Origin of the sequence: Streptomyces sp. SA15 (assembly GCF_002291145.1) — a bacterium.
Classification (GTDB): Bacteria; Actinomycetota; Actinomycetes; order Streptomycetales; family Streptomycetaceae; genus Streptomyces.
Window position 1 is genome coordinate 1 of the sequence record NZ_NTGE01000113.1, and the last position, 16,299, is coordinate 16,299.

The window sequence follows — 16,299 nt, forward strand, 5'->3', positions numbered from 1 at the left end:
GGTGATCGCGGAGCGGCATCACACGAACATGCTGCGCGCGCTCGAGAAGTGGGGGTTCGAGCCGATCCCGTGCGACCTGCTGCACTACGCGCCGTTCGGCGGATCGTTCCACTGCGCGACGCTCGACGTCCGGCGCCGCGGAACGCTCGAATCGTATGTCAATTGATCGGCGCCACTTGCTCGGCCTCGTCCGGGGACGGTCGATCTCCCTTTGGGTCGAGCGGACGTCAGGTACTAGCCCCTCAGAGGTTCCGAAAGCCTTGTGATCCGCCCGCCGCTGCTGGCGGCATCCTCCCGGGCATCGAGTTCCCGATGACTCGGCGAACCCTTCCTCCACGCTACGCGCTGTAATCCCCCAAATACACAGGCGGCGCCGCCTATGAATTCCGGGGTTGTGGGTCGGTTTCGCCGACCGGAGCCTGTGTAGGGCTGTCCACCTGGGGTAATCGGGCAGAAAAACAGGAGGAAGATGAGGTGAGTACGATGCGAGTGCTGGCGTTCCTGCTGGTACTGGCCACCGGCGCATTCACGGCTATCGCCGTCGTGGAGAACTTCTCGGCCGGGCCTGACTACGCCGTGGAGATATTCGATAACCAGATAGCGACGCTGAATGCGCCGGGGCTCTTCCTTTCCGGCGTGGGGTTGGCGCTGATCTTCTGTTTGGGGCTGGCCGTACTCACCGCAGGACCGAAGCGGCGGCACCATGCACATGAAGCCGTGCCGGTCGCGTACACGTCAGAGCAACGGGAGGCCGATCGCGCCGTGTCGACGCAGGCGGTTCACCGCCGCCGCGGATGGCACATCTTCGGGCACTGAGGTTTTTCCAACCTCCGTTTACGGCGCTGAGGTAGAGGGTGAGGCGCTGCGGAGCGGCCGTCGTGTGACTGAGCGGACGGGAACGGCCGGCCGAGGACTCTGTGACCGGCGCTGGTGCACCCCCGGCTGTCAGAGCAGCGGTCTATAAGGCTGGCGGTGGATGTGGGCCATCGGTGTGGTGGCGGCGCGGTGGCCGTTGTCGTGGGTCATCATCACGCGTTGTGCAGCGTGTGGAACCTCGTGGTGGCGATGTTGTGTCGTCTGTGGGCCCGGCTCGGGGCTTACTGGCTCAAGTCCTCCAAGCGGGATAACCAGGCGGGCGTCATCCCTCGCACAGGTGGGTGGGGCCGGGCCGCAATGGTCATCTGCTCGGCGGTGACGGTCGTTGCCGCTGTGGTGCTGGCTGTTGTGGGCCGACTCACCTGAGAGTCGAAAGATGCCCAGAGACCGGGTTGGGGGTAAGCATGAGCGGCGCAAGACCGGCCTGGACTGCCGGTTCCGGGGTCTGCAAGTTGCTGCGTGATCAGCTCGTCGAGGTGATCAGTGGCGTCCGCTCGCAGGCCGCGCTGGTGGATGGGTTGGCTCTTACAGGTGTGGGTGGAAGCCCGGGCACCGGGGCGGAGGATGCCCGGTCGACGACCGGTGCCCCGCAGCCCGTAAGGCACGACGGATCAGTCAATTTCGGTGAGGAGGATGAAGAACCGTGACCTAACCGGGGGGCTTATTCATGTGGGAGACACGTGAACTTGTTCCGCCGCCCCATAGCGGGACAGGTGTAGGAGACGGCCCCGTGACTGTCGTGGGGGGAATCTGGACCGTCCGGGCGTTGCGCGTCCGTTTCCTGGCAGGCTGCCCCACCGGTCAGGTCACTCCGCGGCGCTGCGCGGTGCCGGACCCACATCTGGGTGGGGCCCCTGGCCTGATGGCGGCGGGAAGTTGTCCGGGGTCGGGCCCGACTCAGTGGCCAGTGTGCCGTCGTGCTGTTCGTGCTGTTCGTGCTGTTCATGCTGAGACAGCGCCGACCCGAGCGCGAAGAGTGTTCGTCGCCCACTTTCCGACCAAGATGCCCCAGCGGTCGGCCGGGTTCATCCTGGTGTTCTCCGTGAGCAGCGACGGCCCAGGACAGGTAGGACCGCCGCTTGAAGATCACGGAATTTTCTCATCCATTGCACCGATCGTCCGGATCAACGAGTGCCCCAGCTTGTGATGACCACACCAAGGCCAGCACCATCCCGCCTCCCGTAAGCCGAAAGCGACCCCGGTGGGAACCGGGGAGGTTTCCTCTCCGTGCTCCGGGAGCCCCGCGGCGCCTCGCGGACATCCTGCCCCGCCCGTCGGCGCATCCTTCGATCACCTGGAGGAGTCATGCCAGCGACCCGTCTTGGTGCCCTGTGCGCGGGAGCCGTCCTGCTCGCGGGCGGTACAGCGGGCGGTACAGCCGTCCCCGCCACAACCGTGGCCGACACGGCACCGGCAGAAGTCTCCGAGGCCGACGGCACCTTCCTCAGAGCCGCGCACCAAGGCAACCTGGCCGAGATCGCCGCCGGCCAGGACGCCCAGGCCCACGCGACGACCGCGTGTGTCATGCGAGTCGGCGCGCTCTTCGTCCGCGATCACCAGAAGCTGGACTCCGACGTGTCGAAGACCGCCTCCGCGCTAGGCGTGAAGCTGCCCACCGCACCGACCGCGGCCGAGCAGCGGGAGCTTGCCGCTGCCAGGGCAAAGGCCGGATCGTCCGCATACGACGTCGCTTGGCTGAACGCCCAGGACAAGGCCCACCAGCAGACACTTGCGCTGATCGACAAGGAGCTGAGGTCCGGCACGGACAGCCGCGTCAAGGCCGCCGCCAAGGCCGCGCGGCCGGTGGTCGCGATGCATGCGGAGATGGTCAGCGGCGGCACCTGCCGTGACACCATGCCCCCTGGAGACATCGACGCCGGTGACAGCGGTCAAGTGACCGCTGCCGAAGCGGGACACGAGGAGGCAGGCCTGGCCACGGTGATCGTCGGGCTGCTGCTGGCCGGGTCGGGAGGAGCGGTCTGGGCGGTACGCCGCCGTCGCAGCAGCGCAGACGCCGAAGCACGCCACTGAGCCGTGCGTCCGTTCCAGTGCCGTCGCCGGGCTCCTGCTGCGCTCGCCGCCGCTGTCGATGCAGGACCACGCCATCGCGGAATCACCGGCGTGAACCGGGGCGGCGCACCCGCCGCACAGGTTCCCGGGGGCCCAACCCACTGGAGCCCGGAGGCCGCAGTCCAGACGGCGACACCCGGCACCACTACGCCCCGCGCGACCGGCGCAGCAGTAGGGCGAGCGCCTGACCTGGTTGTGACCAGAGATGGTCGGGGCGGAGAAACCGTCCCGCCTCTCCGCCGTCTCGGCTCCTCCACCGCGGTGGAGGCGACGCCCGGCGCGACTGACGCCTCCCGCGTTCCGTAACCCCAAGAAAGGGAACCCGAGAAGAGGCGCCGCCGGGATGACACTCCCAGGCCGTGCTCCCCGGCGGTGCCGCACCACGCTGTCAGGTCCGGCCGACAGTCTCGGTGTCTCTGCGTGTCCCGACCGGGACCCGACACAGAGTGTCCGGACAGTACGGGGAATCCAGGAACACCCGGGAACGTGGGGGCCGTGACGGTGTGAGGAGACGGCGCACGTGACCGAAGCCGACCGGGACCAGGGCGTCCCGGACCGTACCTGGTGCCTGTCCGCGGTCGACGTCTTCCGCGACCTCGACGACGTCGAGAAGGCGGCCATCGCGGACATGATGCCGGTGAAGACGTATTCGTCCGGAGACCTGTTCTGTACCTCGCAGGAGCAGTGTGAGGCGCTGTACATCCTCAAATGCGGCCGGGTTCGCGTCTTCCGGCTCTCGACGGACGGGCGCGCCCTGACCTGCGTGATCCTCCACCCAGGGTCGATCTTCGGGGAGATGCTGCTCCTCGGGCAGCGCATGTACGGCAACTACGCCGAAGCCCTCGACGACGTGACCGTGGGCGTCCTGAGCCGCGCAGAGGTCGACCGCTTTCTGCTGTCGGACGCCCGCATTGCCACGCGCCTCACCGAGATTCTCGGGCGCCGTCTCGCGGACCTCGAACAGCGGCTGTCCGACACCATCTTCAAATCCGTCTCGCAGCGCGTCGCCGCCACACTGCTCAGCCTCGCCGCCGAGTCGACGCCCGATCAGTCACCGCGGCCCGAGGCTCCGTACCCGGAAGTTGCCCTCACCCACGGCCAGCTGGCCACACTCGTCGGCACCGCGCGCGAGTCGGTGACCAAGGTGCTGACCCGCTTCGCCGAGCTCGGGCTGGTACGGGTCTCGCGTGGTCACATCGCCGTCGTGGATCCGGACCGGCTCCGCGACGCGGCTGGATGAGCCGGATGGTGAAGGGCTGCGGGTTTCCGCGCTCGTTCCCGGCCGGATCGGGGCGGCAGGACCGATTATCCGCCGCGCCGTGTGCGGAAGGGCCTGCAGACGTTCCTGGTGCGGTGCCCGGCCGGAGCGCGAACCCGTTGCCGCGGCGGGCCGAGCGGCACGGCTCCGCCACGGATCGAGCACCAGCCACGTCGAGACGGCCGGCGAAGCATGCGGCGTTGACTGCGCCTGAGGAGCCCACCAGCAGATCGGGCGCGATGTCGTGCTCGGCCAGGGCGCACGGGAGGGCTCGGCGGGGCCGCGGGCGTGGCGTGTGCGCCGACGGCGGCGAGCAGAACCAGCAGGGCGGCGCCGGTACGGTGGGCCGGAGCGGCGGGTGCGCCGGCCGTCGCAAATGTCTCATCGGCGTGGGGGAGGGGCACCTGCTGCGCGAGGTGAACGACCGGACGGTCTCGGGTCCGCAGTCGCCCCCCGCCATGCCCGGCAGGTCGGTAGCGTACGGCGGGCAGGCAGGCATGGGGCCGGTCGTGTGTGCGGTCCTCCAGTCGGCTGTCCCCGGCATGCCGGGGTGTCCCTCGGCATACACGCTGGAGCAGGAGATCACCCGTCCGTCCCCTCAGGAGGCCGACGATGGCCACAGCCCTGTCCCTGCTCGACACTGAGGTTGTGGGGCGTCGCGTCGCGCAGTGCGTACTGGACGCCCTGATCTCCGCGCCGATCGTGCTGCCCATGGCGATGCTTGTGGACGTCGGCGCGAGCAGCGACAGCGGTACGACCGCCTGGGCGGTGCTCGCCGGGCTCATGTGCGGACTCCTCGCTCTGTTCTGGTACTGGGTCCTGCGTCCGGTCGGCTCCGGCCAGACCTGGGGCATGCGGTTGCTCGGCATCCGCGTGGTCAGGACCGACCGCTCGCCCCTGACCACGAACGCCGCGGCCGCCCGTGTGCTGCTCCTGGTCGTCGACGGCCTGGTCTGCGGCCTGGTCGGACTGATCGCGATGCGCCTGTCTCCCCGGCGTCAGCGACTCGGAGACGTAGTCGCCGACACTCTCGTCGTCCGTGATCGGCGAGCAGATCGGGCTGACGGCGACACGTTCGGTGCTGCCCTTGTCTGTTCACGGAGAGGGTGAAAAGCTCGCCTGTCCCTTCCACGGGCAGGTGGTTCAGGCGCTGGTGCTACGCCGATCCCGTGCCCGCCGCGGCACAGATCCGCGGCGGGCACGTCGTGTTCTGGCACGGCGTACAGGCGAGGCCGCCGTCAGGCGGGGGTGATCTGCCCGTTCTCGATTTGGAAGTTCTCGGTCGGTGAGCAGCCGATCGATGGCGTGACCAGCAGGCTGACGGCAACCGGTGCCGGCTCGGTGCTGGCGGTGGAGAACTCGCACACCGCGCGGCGGCCGGTCAGGGGGAACCAGAACCAGCCGTCCACGTCACCGACCAGAGCACGGTCCGACTCTCTCCACGCGCCGTCCTTGAAGGTGAAGACTTGGAGACGCACGGATGCCGCGAGTGGATCGGTCTGCGACCTCAGAGCGGTGAGTGTGAACTTGAAGTCCCGGCCCAGGACCGACGTGGCGATCTGTCGGCGCTCAGTTGCCTGAGGCTCAGTCTGCGGTTCCTTGTCCCGGCCGGCCGTCGGGCGGGTCTGCGGGTCGACCGGCAGCGGGTTCGGCGGGCCACCGGTGGTCGCGCCGATCGTGACGGTGGCGGTCGCGGCGGTGGCCAGGGCGACGCCCCAGCCTATGAGTGATGAGCGGGGATTCTTGATCACGACGTCTCCCGTGTGGTCGTTGAGTGTGGTCGCGGAGGTACTGAAGCGTGCCGATGACCGGGACCGGCGGGAACCGCTACTCCCGCCACTGCAACCCAGGGCGATGGCGGCACACCGTCACGCGCTACTTGCCAGGGAAGGACGGAGGCGTGGGCGTCGGCTGCTGGGACCGGTTGAGACCATCCCGGGACCGACTGGGCTGCACGTCGAGCACTTCGAACGTGAGTTGCCAGGTCGCCGGCGTCAACACCCGCTGTGTCACCTGGCCGCGCGCCTTACGGAACTCCCCGGTGCCTCCGGTGATCGCGTTGCTGACCGGGCTCGGCACAGGAATTCCGATTTGCTCGCCCTGGACTGTGATCTGTCCTTCCGGCAGCACCGCGGTAGACGAGCATTGTCCTGCGTTGCGTTCGAGGTCGGTGATAACGCAGAACCCACCGAAACGTCCGACGACGCGTTCTTCTTCCGACCCTCTGGTCGAAGACAGATTCCCGCTGAAGATGAACTGGTCGCCGACGCTGCGGCCCGGTGCACCCAGATCCAGCTCTTCACCCACTTGTAGCCCGGCCACCACGCGGATGGTGCGGCTTTTCTCCGAGGAGCCGTCGGCAGGGAGGGTTGCGGCAGGTATGGCCGTCTGCTGCGAGGCCACTTCAGCCGATGCAGGGAGGATGAGAGCGAGCACGGCAGAGCCACCGAGAACCGCAACGGCGAGGAATGGAAAGGGCCGACGAGTGAAGCCCATGGTTGCCTCCATGTTCTGGGAATGAACCGAGTCAGGTCGCCCGTGCTTTATACGACGCCGGTGTTTCCGGACGGCGATGCATGGGTCGGTTCACTGAGGGAAATCCGTCCGGAGCGGAGTTGGGGTCCGCGGACGAGAACGTATAAGAAGCGCTGCGGTATCACGGGCAGAGTTCTTCATGTTCGTTCTGGTCGGACGAATTTGCTCCGAGTTCATTCATGACGGACCCTCCGTCTAGCGGCAACGCTAAAGGCGGCGTTGGCGATGCGCTCAATAGAGGGCCAAGATTGGGGCCATTGGAGTGCATTCGAGGGACGTACCCTTGCGGTGGCCGTCCCGCCGTGGCACGTCAACACGGCTGCGCGCAGGAGCGCAGCCGCTCCATCGACCTGAGCGTCGACGCCGCAGCCGGTGAGGACGTTCGCGCCGAGATCTCCGTGAAGGTCCGCGCAACTTCTTGACCAGGGAATTCGTCCGCCCGGGTTCGCGGTGCGCGAGTGGTGGACCGACCGGCGACAGCGCTTCGCTCTGCTGCTCGCCATCCGCGGCTGACGTGGAGTGGTCGATCAGAGTGGTCGATCTCCCGCAAGGAGCCTGAACATGACCGTGTCACGAGCGCATGGGAACATATTCCTCAAAAAGGGGGAACTCCGGCCGAAATATGCCGGGTTCCCCGTCCGTGTGCCGTTGCGTCGTGCCGCGTGCGGACGGTGTTCCGGGCCGCGCGGCCGGGGGTTCCTGAGGGAGCCGGGAGTACGACATGGGCATCATGGCTCTTCCGCTGAAGCGGGCAGCACCTTCCAGGGTGCACACGAATCTCATCGCCCTGGTGGCGGGGGCATACGTGGCCGTCTTCGTGGCGGTGCTCACCCGGTCGCCCCTGCTGGAGTTCGACTGGCGGCTGGCCATGTGGCGGCCCTACAAGCAGTGGCCGCAGCTTCGTGGGTTCCTGGACATCCTCGTCGTCGCCGGTCAGCGGGGCCCGACGGTGACAGCGGTGCTGGCCTGGCTGGGTTGGCGCTCCTGGCGGAGCAGGAATCCGCGCCCGCTGCTGGTCTTCCTGACGGCGCTGGTGCTGCTCAACGTGAGCGTCGGCGCGGTCAAGCTGGGCACCGGACGTCTGGGGCCCAGCTACGCGCATGCCATCGGGTCCACCGAGCTCTTCCGGGGTGGTGACATCTTCCCATCCGGGCACACGGCCAACAGCGTCGTCATCTGGGGGACGCTCGCGTATCTCGCGCCGCGCCACCGCAGGGCGGCGGCCGTGGTGGCGGCTCTGGCCGCCGTTGTGGTCGGCCTGGCCACTGTCTACCTGGGCACCCACTGGTTCAGCGACGCGCTGGGCGGCTGGGTGGCCGGCGCTCTCGTGCTGCTGGCCCTTCCGTACTGCGAGCCGTTCGTCGAGCGTGTGACCGTATGGGGCGGGGGGCTCTGGGAGCGTCTGCGGACCGATCCTGTGGCCGGGTCCGTTCCGGCGGCCGTAGGCGCACTCTGTGTCCCTGGAGCGGAAGTGCCACGCCCCGCTACTCGTACGTTCATGTCGGGGCGAGTGGGACCCGCTGCGGAGGCGGGCGCCTTCCATCCCCGGGTGTGGAATGAGCGCGGGCCGCCGCGGGTTCCTAATGTGTCGTAAATGCCCCGTTATGTTCCCTGCGTGTCTGGGGTCAGCGGAATGAATGCCTGGGGCGACGCCGACCGCGTCGGCCTCGGGGCGCGTACCGCGGGCAAGCCGTGGTGGGCGCCGTGAGCCGGTGCTCGACAATGGAGATCACCAGTGGCAGTCCATGTTCTGATCGCGGAGGACCACGCGGTAGTCCGGCAAGGCTTGCGTGACTTCCTGAGCCTTGACGATGACATCGCGGTGGCCGGTGAGACGACCAACGGCCGGGAGGCCGTGCGGCTGGCCCGGGAGCTGAGCCCTGATGTCGTGCTCATAGATCTGATGATGCCCGTGATGGACGGCATCGAGGCCACGGAGCAGATCCGCCGGGAGTTGCCCGAAGTCAGGGTTGTGGTGCTGACGAGCGCTCTCGACGGCGCCTCGGTGATGGCGGCGGTCCGGGCGGGTGCGACTGGTTTCCTGCTGAAGACCGCGGAGGCCGACGAGCTGCGCCATGCGGTGAAAGCCGCGGCGGCTGGGCGAACGCATGTCTCCAGTGCCGCGGTCGCGCGCCTGGTGGACCAGGTCACGGACGCGACGCGACCGGAGCGTCTGACCGAGCGCGAGTCGGAGGTGCTGGTCATGCTGGCCCGCGGCAAGGCGAACAAGGAGATCGCGCGCGAGCTGCGCATCGGGCAGCAGACCGTGAAGACGTATGTCAGTCACATTTTCGACAAGCTCGGGGTGCACAGCAGGACGCAGGCGGTCACGCACGCCCTGCGGCTGGGGCTGGTGCCGTCCGCAGAACTCGCCCGCGGCATCGCCACGGCGGACGAGTACCCGTGGTCTGCATGACAGGCAACTCTTCCACCGTCCCCGAGGCGCCGGGCCCGACGCCGGACGTCGAGCCCGGCGAGCAAACTCGGCGGTCGGCAGGGGGCGGCGCCTCGGAGGTGGTCCTCCTGTTGGATCCCCAGGGGCATGTGCTGAGCGTCGGCACGGGTGCCACCCTCCCGGGCGGCCACGGCCCGGCCGACCTTGTGGGGCGGCATGTCTCGGTCCTCTACCCGTCCGAGAACGCGGCGTCGGGCGGCGCGGCCCGCGCGTTGGACGCGGCCGCGGGCCTCGGCACACACCGGGAGTGCGCCTGGCGGGTCCGCCCGGACGGGGTGCGCTTCTGGGCCGAGACGGTCATCACGGCGACCCGGGACGCGCACGCACGCCTGGCGGGCTACTGCGTGGCCGTCCACGACCTGACCGCGCGCTGGCGACACGAGAGCCGACAGCGGGCGGTCGCCGAGGTCACGCAGAGCGTCATGGAGTGCCGTCCCGGGCCCGAGGCGTTGGCACTGGCGGCGCGCCGGGTGCGGGAGTCCGTCGGCGCGGAGACGGCCCGCGTGCTGGCAGTGGACTGGGGCGACACGTTGACCGTGTGTGCTGCGGACGGCGTCGCGGACAAGGCGTCACGTGGCTTGCTGATGCCGGGCGAGTCCGCACTGGTGCGCGAGGTGGTCCGCCTCGGGCGTCCGAGGATCTTCTCCGACACCGACCATGAGCCGGCGAAGCTGCGCACAGCGCTGCGCGACGCCGGGCTGGCATCCGTCATGGACGTGCCCCTGACGGTCCGCGAACGGATCGTCGGGTTGCTGGAAGTGACGAACCGGCGGGGTGGACGCTGTTTCACCTCCGAGGACCTGCGGTTCGTGGAGCCGTTCTCCGGCCCGGTCGGCCTCGCGGTCGAGCGATCCCGCGCGGAAGAGGACCTGGACCGGCTCGGCCGTACATCCTTGGTCGGTCAGAACGCCGTACAGCAGGCGCTGAACTCCGTGGCCGCCGAAGCGGTCACCGGCACCGGTGCCGTGTGCTGTGTCATCTATCTGCTGGAACCGGAGGCAGGGCTGCGCCTGGCCGGATGCCACGGCAGTGTCGGTCCGCTGCCCTGTGACCGTGCGGAGCGCCCCGTCGCTCAGCCTGTCAGAGTGGCGATGGAGGCGATCACGAGAGCGGCCCCGGTGATCAGTGGCATCAGGGGCGACGGAGAGGACGCGGACACAGCGGTCGAGAGGGACCCGGAGTCCGCGAGAGAACCGGCCCCGGATTCGGGCGAGGTCCTGACTGCCGTGCCGCTGCTCTGCCGTCAGGAGGCGGTCGGCGCACTGTGCTGCCGCTTTCCACGGGGGCACAAACCCGGTGCCGAGGACCTCGGAGCGTTCCAGACCCTCGCGGGCAGGGCCGCCACCACGGTGGAGGCACAGCGGCTGCGGGCCGTGGCCCGGGAGCAGACGGCACGCGACGAACGGCGGCACCTGGCCCGCGAGCTGCACGACTCGCTCTGCCCGGCCCTGTACGGCATCGCGCTCAACGCGCGCGTCGCCCGCGAACTCCTCGGCCGCGAGCACACCGAGGACACGGGGGCGCACCGGCCGATCGACTCCGTGCTCCGGCTCACCGACGCGGCCCTGAGCGAGATCCGGACGATCCTGTGCCGGCTCAGCCCCGAGTCGCTGGAAACCGAAGGACTGGCCACCGCACTGAGCCGGTACGTCGGCCAGGTGCGCGTCCGGCACGCCATCGCGGTCGAGGCGAGCCTCTCAGCCGAACCGGACGTGGCACCGAAGGCCAAGCACGCGCTCTACCGGATCGCCCAGGAAGCCCTGCACAACGTCATCAAACACGCGGCGGCACGGCACGTCCTGCTCAGTCTGTCCACGGAGGCCGACACCGTCACACTCGTGATCACGGACGACGGTGTGGGCTTCGACACCAGCAGGCCCTTCCCCGGCCACCTGGGCCTGCGTTCCATGCGGGAACGGGCGCGGGAGGCGGGCGGCGCCTTGGACGTGGACAGTCGCCCCGGGCGCGGAACCCGGGTCCGGGCCGCCGTCCCGGCACGCGTGACACCGGACGGCTCTCGCGCCGAACGACCGCCGACGCAGAGGTGATCGTGCCGCGCCGGTCCTGCGGTGAGTCACCGCCGGGCGCGGGCGGCGGCCGCGTCACACAGCCCGGCCAGGGCGTCTCTCGCCGCGCAGTCCGGAAGGTCGTTGAGCGCGGCCCGCGCCTGGCGGGTCCGGCACAGAGCGTCTCGCAGCGCCCGTCGCGGTGCCGGCTGTGCCTGGGCCGGGCACTGTCCGGTCGGTGCGTCGGCCCGCAGGGGCACTTCGTCGGTCGGGCCCAGCACGTCGTCCGTCAGCCTGAGCGCCGTGCCGAGCCGCTCACCGTACCGGGCCAGGACATCCCCGACGCGGTCGTCCGCGCCCGCCGCCAGGCGCCGAGCCGCCCCGAGACACCCGTGAGCGAGCCCGTTTGCTCGGCTGCCACCTCGCGGTGGTTGAGCGACCGGGTCGCATCCCTCGTCCGGGCCCCTCCGGCCCAGGATCTGGCCGGTGACGACACGCGCGTACGCCGTCGTCTGGACGCGTACGGCCTGAGGGCCGAGGTCGGCCAGGATCTGTGAGGCGCGGGCGAACAGGAAGTCGCCCGCAAGGAGGGCGACCGAGGTGTCCATGGGTGCACCCGGATCCGGCCTGGTGCGCCCGGCGGCTTCCGCGTCGCGCACGCGTTCGTGGCCGAGTGCGGCACGGTGGGTGAGCTCGACGGCAACCGCCGTCGACACGACATCGGGTAGGTGCGGATCGCCGAACCGCGCCGCCAGCAGCACCAGCAGGGGACCGGTCCCGCCCCGGATGGATGAAACGGGCATCGACGCAGGCGTGCCGAAACGGCTGAGGGGCCGCGGACATGGTGTCCGCGGCCCCTCGCCGTCCACGCGCCCGGTGCTCACCGGGTTGCCCGTGGAACTACTCGGACGCCTTCTCGGTCTTCTTCGCCCCCGGCAGCGGCGACTGGTACATGGAGACCAGCGCCTTCTTGCCCGGATCCACGGTCTTCCAGTCGTCCTTCAGAACGCCGCCGGTGTCACCGGAGTTGGGGTTCCAGCTCCAGTAGGTGTAGCTGATGCCGTTCTTCTTCAGGTACTGCATGAGGCTCTTCTGCCAGACAGCCTCGGTGCTGTTGCCGGTGCTCTTCCTGCCGCCGAACTCACCGAGCAGCACGGGAGCGGTGTTGTTCTGCTTCAGGAATCCCCAGTGCTTGTCCCAGAAGGCCGGCATGTTGCTCGGGAAGCTCTTCTCCATGAACCAGTTCTGGTTGTACACCCCGGGTCCGTAGTCGTGCGCGGAGTACACGACCTTGTCGGCCTCCCTGAGCTTCACCGGGTGCTCCTTGGCGCCGCGCAGCTCGCCGCCCCACCAGGTCGACTCGTCCTTGTACTTGTCGTTGCCCTCGACGAAGACCAGCCAGTCCGGGTTGACCGAGTGGATCGTGTCGCCCGCCTTCTCGGCGGCCATCTTCCAGTCCGTCTTGGGGTTGCCGTCGCCCCAGGTGGCCTGACCGCGCGGCTCGTTGTGCAGGTCGGCGCCGATGACCTTGTCGTTGCCCTTGTACCGTTCGGCCAGCATCTTCCAGTCGGACAGCCACTTGCTTTCGGGGAGCTTGTCGGTGTACCAGAGCTCGCTCTGGCCGTACTGGTCCGGGCGGTGCTGGTCGAGGACGACCATCATGCCGTGCTCGGTGGCGCTCTCGACGACCTTGTCCATGATCTGGAGCCCGTTGAGCCCCTTGAGCTCGGGGTTCTGCTTGTAGTCGATGCCGTTGGGCTTGCTCTTGGCGTCGAACAGCTCGTTGGAGTAGGGGAGCCGGAGCGTGTTGAAGCCGGTGTCGACCATCTGCTCGACCATGGAGTCCAGGTTGCGCGCCCACAGGCCGTGCGGAGCGAACGTGCCGGTCTCCAGGCCGAACCAGTTGACGCCGGTCAGGACCACCTTCTTGCCGTCGGCGTCCACGATGTCGCCCCCTTGGGTGTGCAGCGGGCCGTGCACCCCGGAGGCGGCGGACGAGGAATCGCTCACAGAGTCCACCGTAAACGCGGTGACGGTTCCGCCGACGGCGGCGACCGCGACAGCCGCTCCCGCGGCACCGAGCAGCATGCGGCGGCTGAGACCTCGCTTCTTGTCCTCGGGTGCGGACTCGGGCGCGGACGTGGTCGGGTCGGGGTGGTTATCCATGGAGGAATTCATGCGCTGAGACTCCTGAGGAATTCGGGTGCGGCGGTCTTGAGAATGGTGATGGGGGGTGTTTTCGCCGACGATTTCGGACACTCCTGGCGCGGGTCCGTGGCTGCGGAGAGAAGGACGAGCAAAGCCTTGGGAAGGAGTTCGCCGAGCTGGTGGCCGAGCCGGTGCGACTGCCAGTTCGATGCGTCGGCGTCGACCAGGACCACGTCTGGGATCACGTCGTTGACCAGCTGAATTGCCTCGGCAACAGTGGTCACCGCGCCCACGAGTTCACATCCCGGCTCGTCCTCCACGAGATCGGTGAGGGCCGCGAGTGCCTGCGGATGAGGCTCTACGACGAGAACTCTTTTCATGGGTGGCGGACTCCTTCGGGCTTTTTCTGCATGCCCGAAAGGCTAGGAAAGGAGCCGCGATCGAATCGCCGTACGAGCGAGTGGATTCAGCGCACATCAATCGGCCGAATTCGGGCTACCTCGATTGAGGTAGCCCGAATTCGGCCGATTGATTACCTATTTTCCGATGTGAGGCGTGTAAGAGTGCGGGGTTGCGGCCGCGTCAACGGGCAAGACGGTAGGCGTACTGCGCGTCGAAGGTCCCCGCGGCCGATGTGCAGCCGTCCGCCTGGCCGGGTGGCTTCACCCAGAGATAGGCGTCGACGCCCAAGACGCCAGTGGCGGTCGTCGGGGTCTGCCCCAACCGTCGGCCCGGAGGATCACAGGCGCGGTGGCCCCGGGCGGGCCCAGCGCCGTTGCGGCTGGTGTCGATCACCATGGCCAGGCGGGAGCTGTCCAGCTCCCGGATCACGGAGTAGCCGTAGCCGATCTCGTCGCGGGTCGTGTTGAAGTTCGACACGTTCAGGGCGATCCCGTCCGCGTACCGTGTCGCGCCGGCGCGCCGGAGGCGGTCGGCCATGGTCCGCGCGGGGTGCCAGCCGGAGTTGCCCGCGTCGTAGTACACCCAGGTGTGCGGGGCGTCCCGGCGCAGCACGCTCCCCGCGTAGGACAGGGCCGCGAACCTGTTCTGCCGTTCCCGGGGGCTGAGGCAGTCGGCGAGCCCGAGAGCGTCTGGTTCGAGGACCACCAGTGCGTTTGCTGAACCGATTCCCCGGGCGAAGCCCTCGATCCAGTCGCGGTAGGCGGCGAGATCACCGGTGCCGCCGGTGCTGTGTCCGGAGCAGTCGCGGCGATGTACGGCGTAGGCGACCAGGACCGGCAGCGTGCCCTCGGCCCGGGCGGCATCGACCACCGCGCGCACGTCGTCTTCCACCTTCAGCGGATCCGGGTCGGTGAACCAGGAGCCCTGCGGTCGGGAGGCGATGCGCTCCCGGATGACCGCTGCCCGGGAGTCCCGGGGGTGCTCTTGGACCCAGCGGGCGGCCGGGGTGTCGGGGGTGGTGTAGAGGCGGGTGGCGGCGGGGAGGCGAGGCTGCGGAAGGGCGGGAGGCCGTGCGGCGCCGGAGCGTGGGTCCGGGAGGAACGGGGCGTTGGTCACTGCCGTGGCGACCGCGACGAGGAGACCGAAGGCGGACAGCAGAGCCGCCAGCCGCACTCTCCATGGACGCGGATGCGCGCGCCCCGGGGCCGGTGTTTCGGGGCGCGCGCGCTCTGGGACGGGGTCGTACAAGCCGCTCCCGTCGTCACTCGTCGTCCGTGGGCGACACATTGCGCCGGATCAGGAGCCATGCGATGACGGCCAGCACGAGCAGCGTCACCGTCACGGCCAGCACGATCAGTATCGGACCGGTGTCCGAGGACTCCGCGTCGGTGCGGTCCTGGGCGTCCGCCGTCCGGTCGGCCGACAGCGCCCGCGAGGAGTCGGACGCCGTGAGCGCCGCTGCGGGGGCGACGACCCCCGAGCCGTACCGGGCATCCCAGGTCGCCTTGCCCTGCTGAACGGCCGTGTCGGTCAGCCTCCGGGTGACATCGCTGACCGTCCACTTCGGGTGCTCGGCGCGCAGCAGCGCGGCCGAGGCCGCTACCCAGGACGCCGCGAACCCGGTGCCGGAGCCGGTCCAGTAGTCGCGGTTCCGGGCGGTGGTGAGGATGTCGACACCAGGTGCGGCCAGGTCCACGTCGTCACCGTGGTGGGAGTCCGGCCAGAGAGCGCCCTTCTTGTCGATGGCGGTGACCGAGAGGACTCCCGGATAGGCGGCCGGGTAGGTCTTGGCGTTGCCGGTCCGGCCGGTGTCGCCCGCGCCGGCGACTATCAGGGCGTCGCGGTCGGCCGCGAACTCGACCGCCGTCTTGAGGGCGGCGAGCGGGCGGGTGAAGCCGACGGTGACGTTGATGACTTTGGCTCCCTGGCGTACGGCGTCCATGATCGACCTCGCGGTCGCCGCGGTCAGGGCTGTGTTGTCGCGGTAGACCTTGAAGGGAAGGATGCGGGCCTCCGGAGCGAGCCCGAACAGGCCGTCGCCGGCGTAGTTGCGGCCGGTTCCGGTGATGACGCCCGCCGCGTGGGTGCCCTGTATCGCCGCGTTGCCCTCGTCGCGCGTGCCGTCGACGTCCGTGCTCTTGGCGATGCGGCCCGTGAGGTCGGGATGCGAGGCGTCGACTCCGGTGCCGATCACCGCGACCGTCACGCCCTCACCCCTGGTGATCTCCCAGGCCTGCTCAGCCTTGAGCGCGGTCAATGCCCACTCGGACTCGCGGAGCGCCCCGGAGTCCGCCGGAGCGGTCGCGGTGGGCATGGTGACAGCGAGCGCCAGCGCCGCGACGGCGGCTCCGGCGCGTGCGGCGAGCCTGGGGCCCGACGGCTTACGACCTGCCATGGCGAGGCACCTACCTTTTGGCGCTGATGGGATGTGAGGCCGAGCCGCTGGGGGTGAGAGGGCGACCCGGCCGTTCGAGCGCCGTTCGAGCCCGGGCTCTCGCGGGAGAACCGGGCCCGAACTCCCCTGCTCGCTCCATGGTCAGCAGCCAGTG

At 69.2% G+C, this 16,299-nt stretch carries 14 protein-coding genes and 1 pseudogene; 8 read left to right on the plus strand and 7 right to left on the minus strand.

Annotated elements, in window-relative coordinates; all coding sequences use genetic code 11:
* From CLM62_RS51880 to CLM62_RS26410, 5 genes and pseudogenes are all read left to right on the plus strand, one after another.
* Nucleotides 1–166 (plus strand): annotated as a pseudogene (locus CLM62_RS51880) (amidinotransferase); the annotation flags it as partial.
* Nucleotides 167–483: 317 nt separating this feature from the next.
* A complete protein-coding gene (locus CLM62_RS26390; RefSeq protein WP_143659152.1) occupies nucleotides 484–816 on the plus strand; it encodes a hypothetical protein in 333 nt (110 codons plus the stop codon).
* A gap of 1,365 nt (nucleotides 817–2,181) precedes the next feature.
* The gene (locus CLM62_RS26395) at nucleotides 2,182–2,907 is read left to right on the plus strand and encodes a DUF4142 domain-containing protein (RefSeq protein WP_095752407.1); all 726 of its coding nucleotides are present in this window, start codon (nucleotides 2,182–2,184) and stop codon (nucleotides 2,905–2,907) included.
* A gap of 559 nt (nucleotides 2,908–3,466) precedes the next feature.
* A complete protein-coding gene (locus CLM62_RS26400; protein WP_257004095.1) occupies nucleotides 3,467–4,186 on the plus strand; it encodes a Crp/Fnr family transcriptional regulator in 720 nt (239 codons plus the stop codon).
* A 630-nt stretch (nucleotides 4,187–4,816) separates the two neighbouring features.
* A complete protein-coding gene (locus tag CLM62_RS26410; protein ID WP_095752409.1) occupies nucleotides 4,817–5,314 on the plus strand; it encodes an RDD family protein in 498 nt (165 codons plus the stop codon).
* A 128-nt stretch (nucleotides 5,315–5,442) separates the two neighbouring features.
* Here CLM62_RS26410 and CLM62_RS26415 read toward each other — a convergent pair whose 3' ends face one another.
* Both CLM62_RS26415 and CLM62_RS26420 read right to left on the minus strand, forming a co-directional pair.
* Nucleotides 5,443–5,955 (minus strand): hypothetical protein, encoded by a 513-nt coding sequence (locus tag CLM62_RS26415; protein ID WP_095752410.1) that lies wholly within the window; start codon nucleotides 5,953–5,955, stop codon nucleotides 5,443–5,445.
* A gap of 124 nt (nucleotides 5,956–6,079) precedes the next feature.
* A complete protein-coding gene (locus CLM62_RS26420; RefSeq protein ID WP_095752411.1) occupies nucleotides 6,080–6,700 on the minus strand; it encodes a dirigent protein in 621 nt (206 codons plus the stop codon).
* Between the two features lie 805 nt (nucleotides 6,701–7,505).
* Here CLM62_RS26420 and CLM62_RS26425 point away from each other — a divergent pair.
* From CLM62_RS26425 to CLM62_RS26435, 3 genes are all read left to right on the plus strand, one after another.
* Nucleotides 7,506–8,333, plus strand: coding sequence for a phosphatase PAP2 family protein (locus tag CLM62_RS26425; RefSeq protein ID WP_257004096.1), 828 nt, complete (start codon nucleotides 7,506–7,508; stop codon nucleotides 8,331–8,333).
* 141 nt (nucleotides 8,334–8,474) lie between these two features.
* Nucleotides 8,475–9,155, plus strand: coding sequence for a response regulator transcription factor (locus CLM62_RS26430; protein ID WP_095752413.1), 681 nt, complete (start codon nucleotides 8,475–8,477; stop codon nucleotides 9,153–9,155).
* Complete coding sequence (locus CLM62_RS26435; RefSeq protein WP_143659153.1) at nucleotides 9,152–11,242, plus strand: GAF domain-containing protein; 2,091 nt, start codon at nucleotides 9,152–9,154, stop codon at nucleotides 11,240–11,242. The genes CLM62_RS26430 and CLM62_RS26435 overlap by 4 nt, the downstream gene beginning before the upstream one ends.
* A 26-nt stretch (nucleotides 11,243–11,268) precedes the next feature.
* Here the strand turns inward: CLM62_RS26435 and CLM62_RS26440 are convergent, their stop codons facing one another.
* From CLM62_RS26440 to CLM62_RS26460, 5 genes are all read right to left on the minus strand, one after another.
* Entirely contained in the window at nucleotides 11,269–12,003 is a 735-nt protein-coding gene (locus tag CLM62_RS26440) for a polyprenyl synthetase family protein (RefSeq protein ID WP_095752415.1), read from the minus strand.
* Nucleotides 12,004–12,100: 97 nt separating this feature from the next.
* Nucleotides 12,101–13,378, minus strand: coding sequence for a glycoside hydrolase family 5 protein (locus CLM62_RS26445; RefSeq protein WP_095752416.1), 1,278 nt, complete (start codon nucleotides 13,376–13,378; stop codon nucleotides 12,101–12,103).
* Complete coding sequence (locus CLM62_RS26450) at nucleotides 13,375–13,728, minus strand: response regulator transcription factor (RefSeq protein WP_095752417.1); 354 nt, start codon at nucleotides 13,726–13,728, stop codon at nucleotides 13,375–13,377. Before CLM62_RS26450 ends, CLM62_RS26445 begins: the two co-directional genes overlap by 4 nt.
* A gap of 202 nt (nucleotides 13,729–13,930) precedes the next feature.
* A complete protein-coding gene (locus tag CLM62_RS26455) occupies nucleotides 13,931–14,923 on the minus strand; it encodes a glycoside hydrolase family 6 protein (protein ID WP_257004097.1) in 993 nt (330 codons plus the stop codon).
* Between the two features lie 88 nt (nucleotides 14,924–15,011).
* Nucleotides 15,012–16,145, minus strand: a complete 1,134-nt coding sequence (locus CLM62_RS26460; protein WP_095752419.1) for a S8 family serine peptidase — start codon at nucleotides 16,143–16,145, stop codon at nucleotides 15,012–15,014.
* Nucleotides 16,146–16,299: the final 154 nt, after the last annotated feature.

Coding starts and splice junctions, on each gene's coding strand:
- CLM62_RS26390 (WP_143659152.1), top strand. CDS start 484: ATGCGAGTGCTGGCGTTCCTGCTGGTACTGGCCACCGGCGCATTCACG.
- CLM62_RS26395 (WP_095752407.1), top strand. CDS start 2,182: ATGCCAGCGACCCGTCTTGGTGCCCTGTGCGCGGGAGCCGTCCTGCTC.
- CLM62_RS26410 (WP_095752409.1), top strand. CDS start 4,817: ATGGCCACAGCCCTGTCCCTGCTCGACACTGAGGTTGTGGGGCGTCGC.
- CLM62_RS26420 (WP_095752411.1), bottom strand. CDS start 6,700: ATGGGCTTCACTCGTCGGCCCTTTCCATTCCTCGCCGTTGCGGTTCTC.
- CLM62_RS26435 (WP_143659153.1), top strand. CDS start 9,152: ATGACAGGCAACTCTTCCACCGTCCCCGAGGCGCCGGGCCCGACGCCG.
- CLM62_RS26440 (WP_095752415.1), bottom strand. CDS start 12,003: ATGCCCGTTTCATCCATCCGGGGCGGGACCGGTCCCCTGCTGGTGCTG.
- CLM62_RS26445 (WP_095752416.1), bottom strand. CDS start 13,378: ATGAATTCCTCCATGGATAACCACCCCGACCCGACCACGTCCGCGCCC.
- CLM62_RS26450 (WP_095752417.1), bottom strand. CDS start 13,728: ATGAAAAGAGTTCTCGTCGTAGAGCCTCATCCGCAGGCACTCGCGGCC.
- CLM62_RS26460 (WP_095752419.1), bottom strand. CDS start 16,145: ATGGCAGGTCGTAAGCCGTCGGGCCCCAGGCTCGCCGCACGCGCCGGA.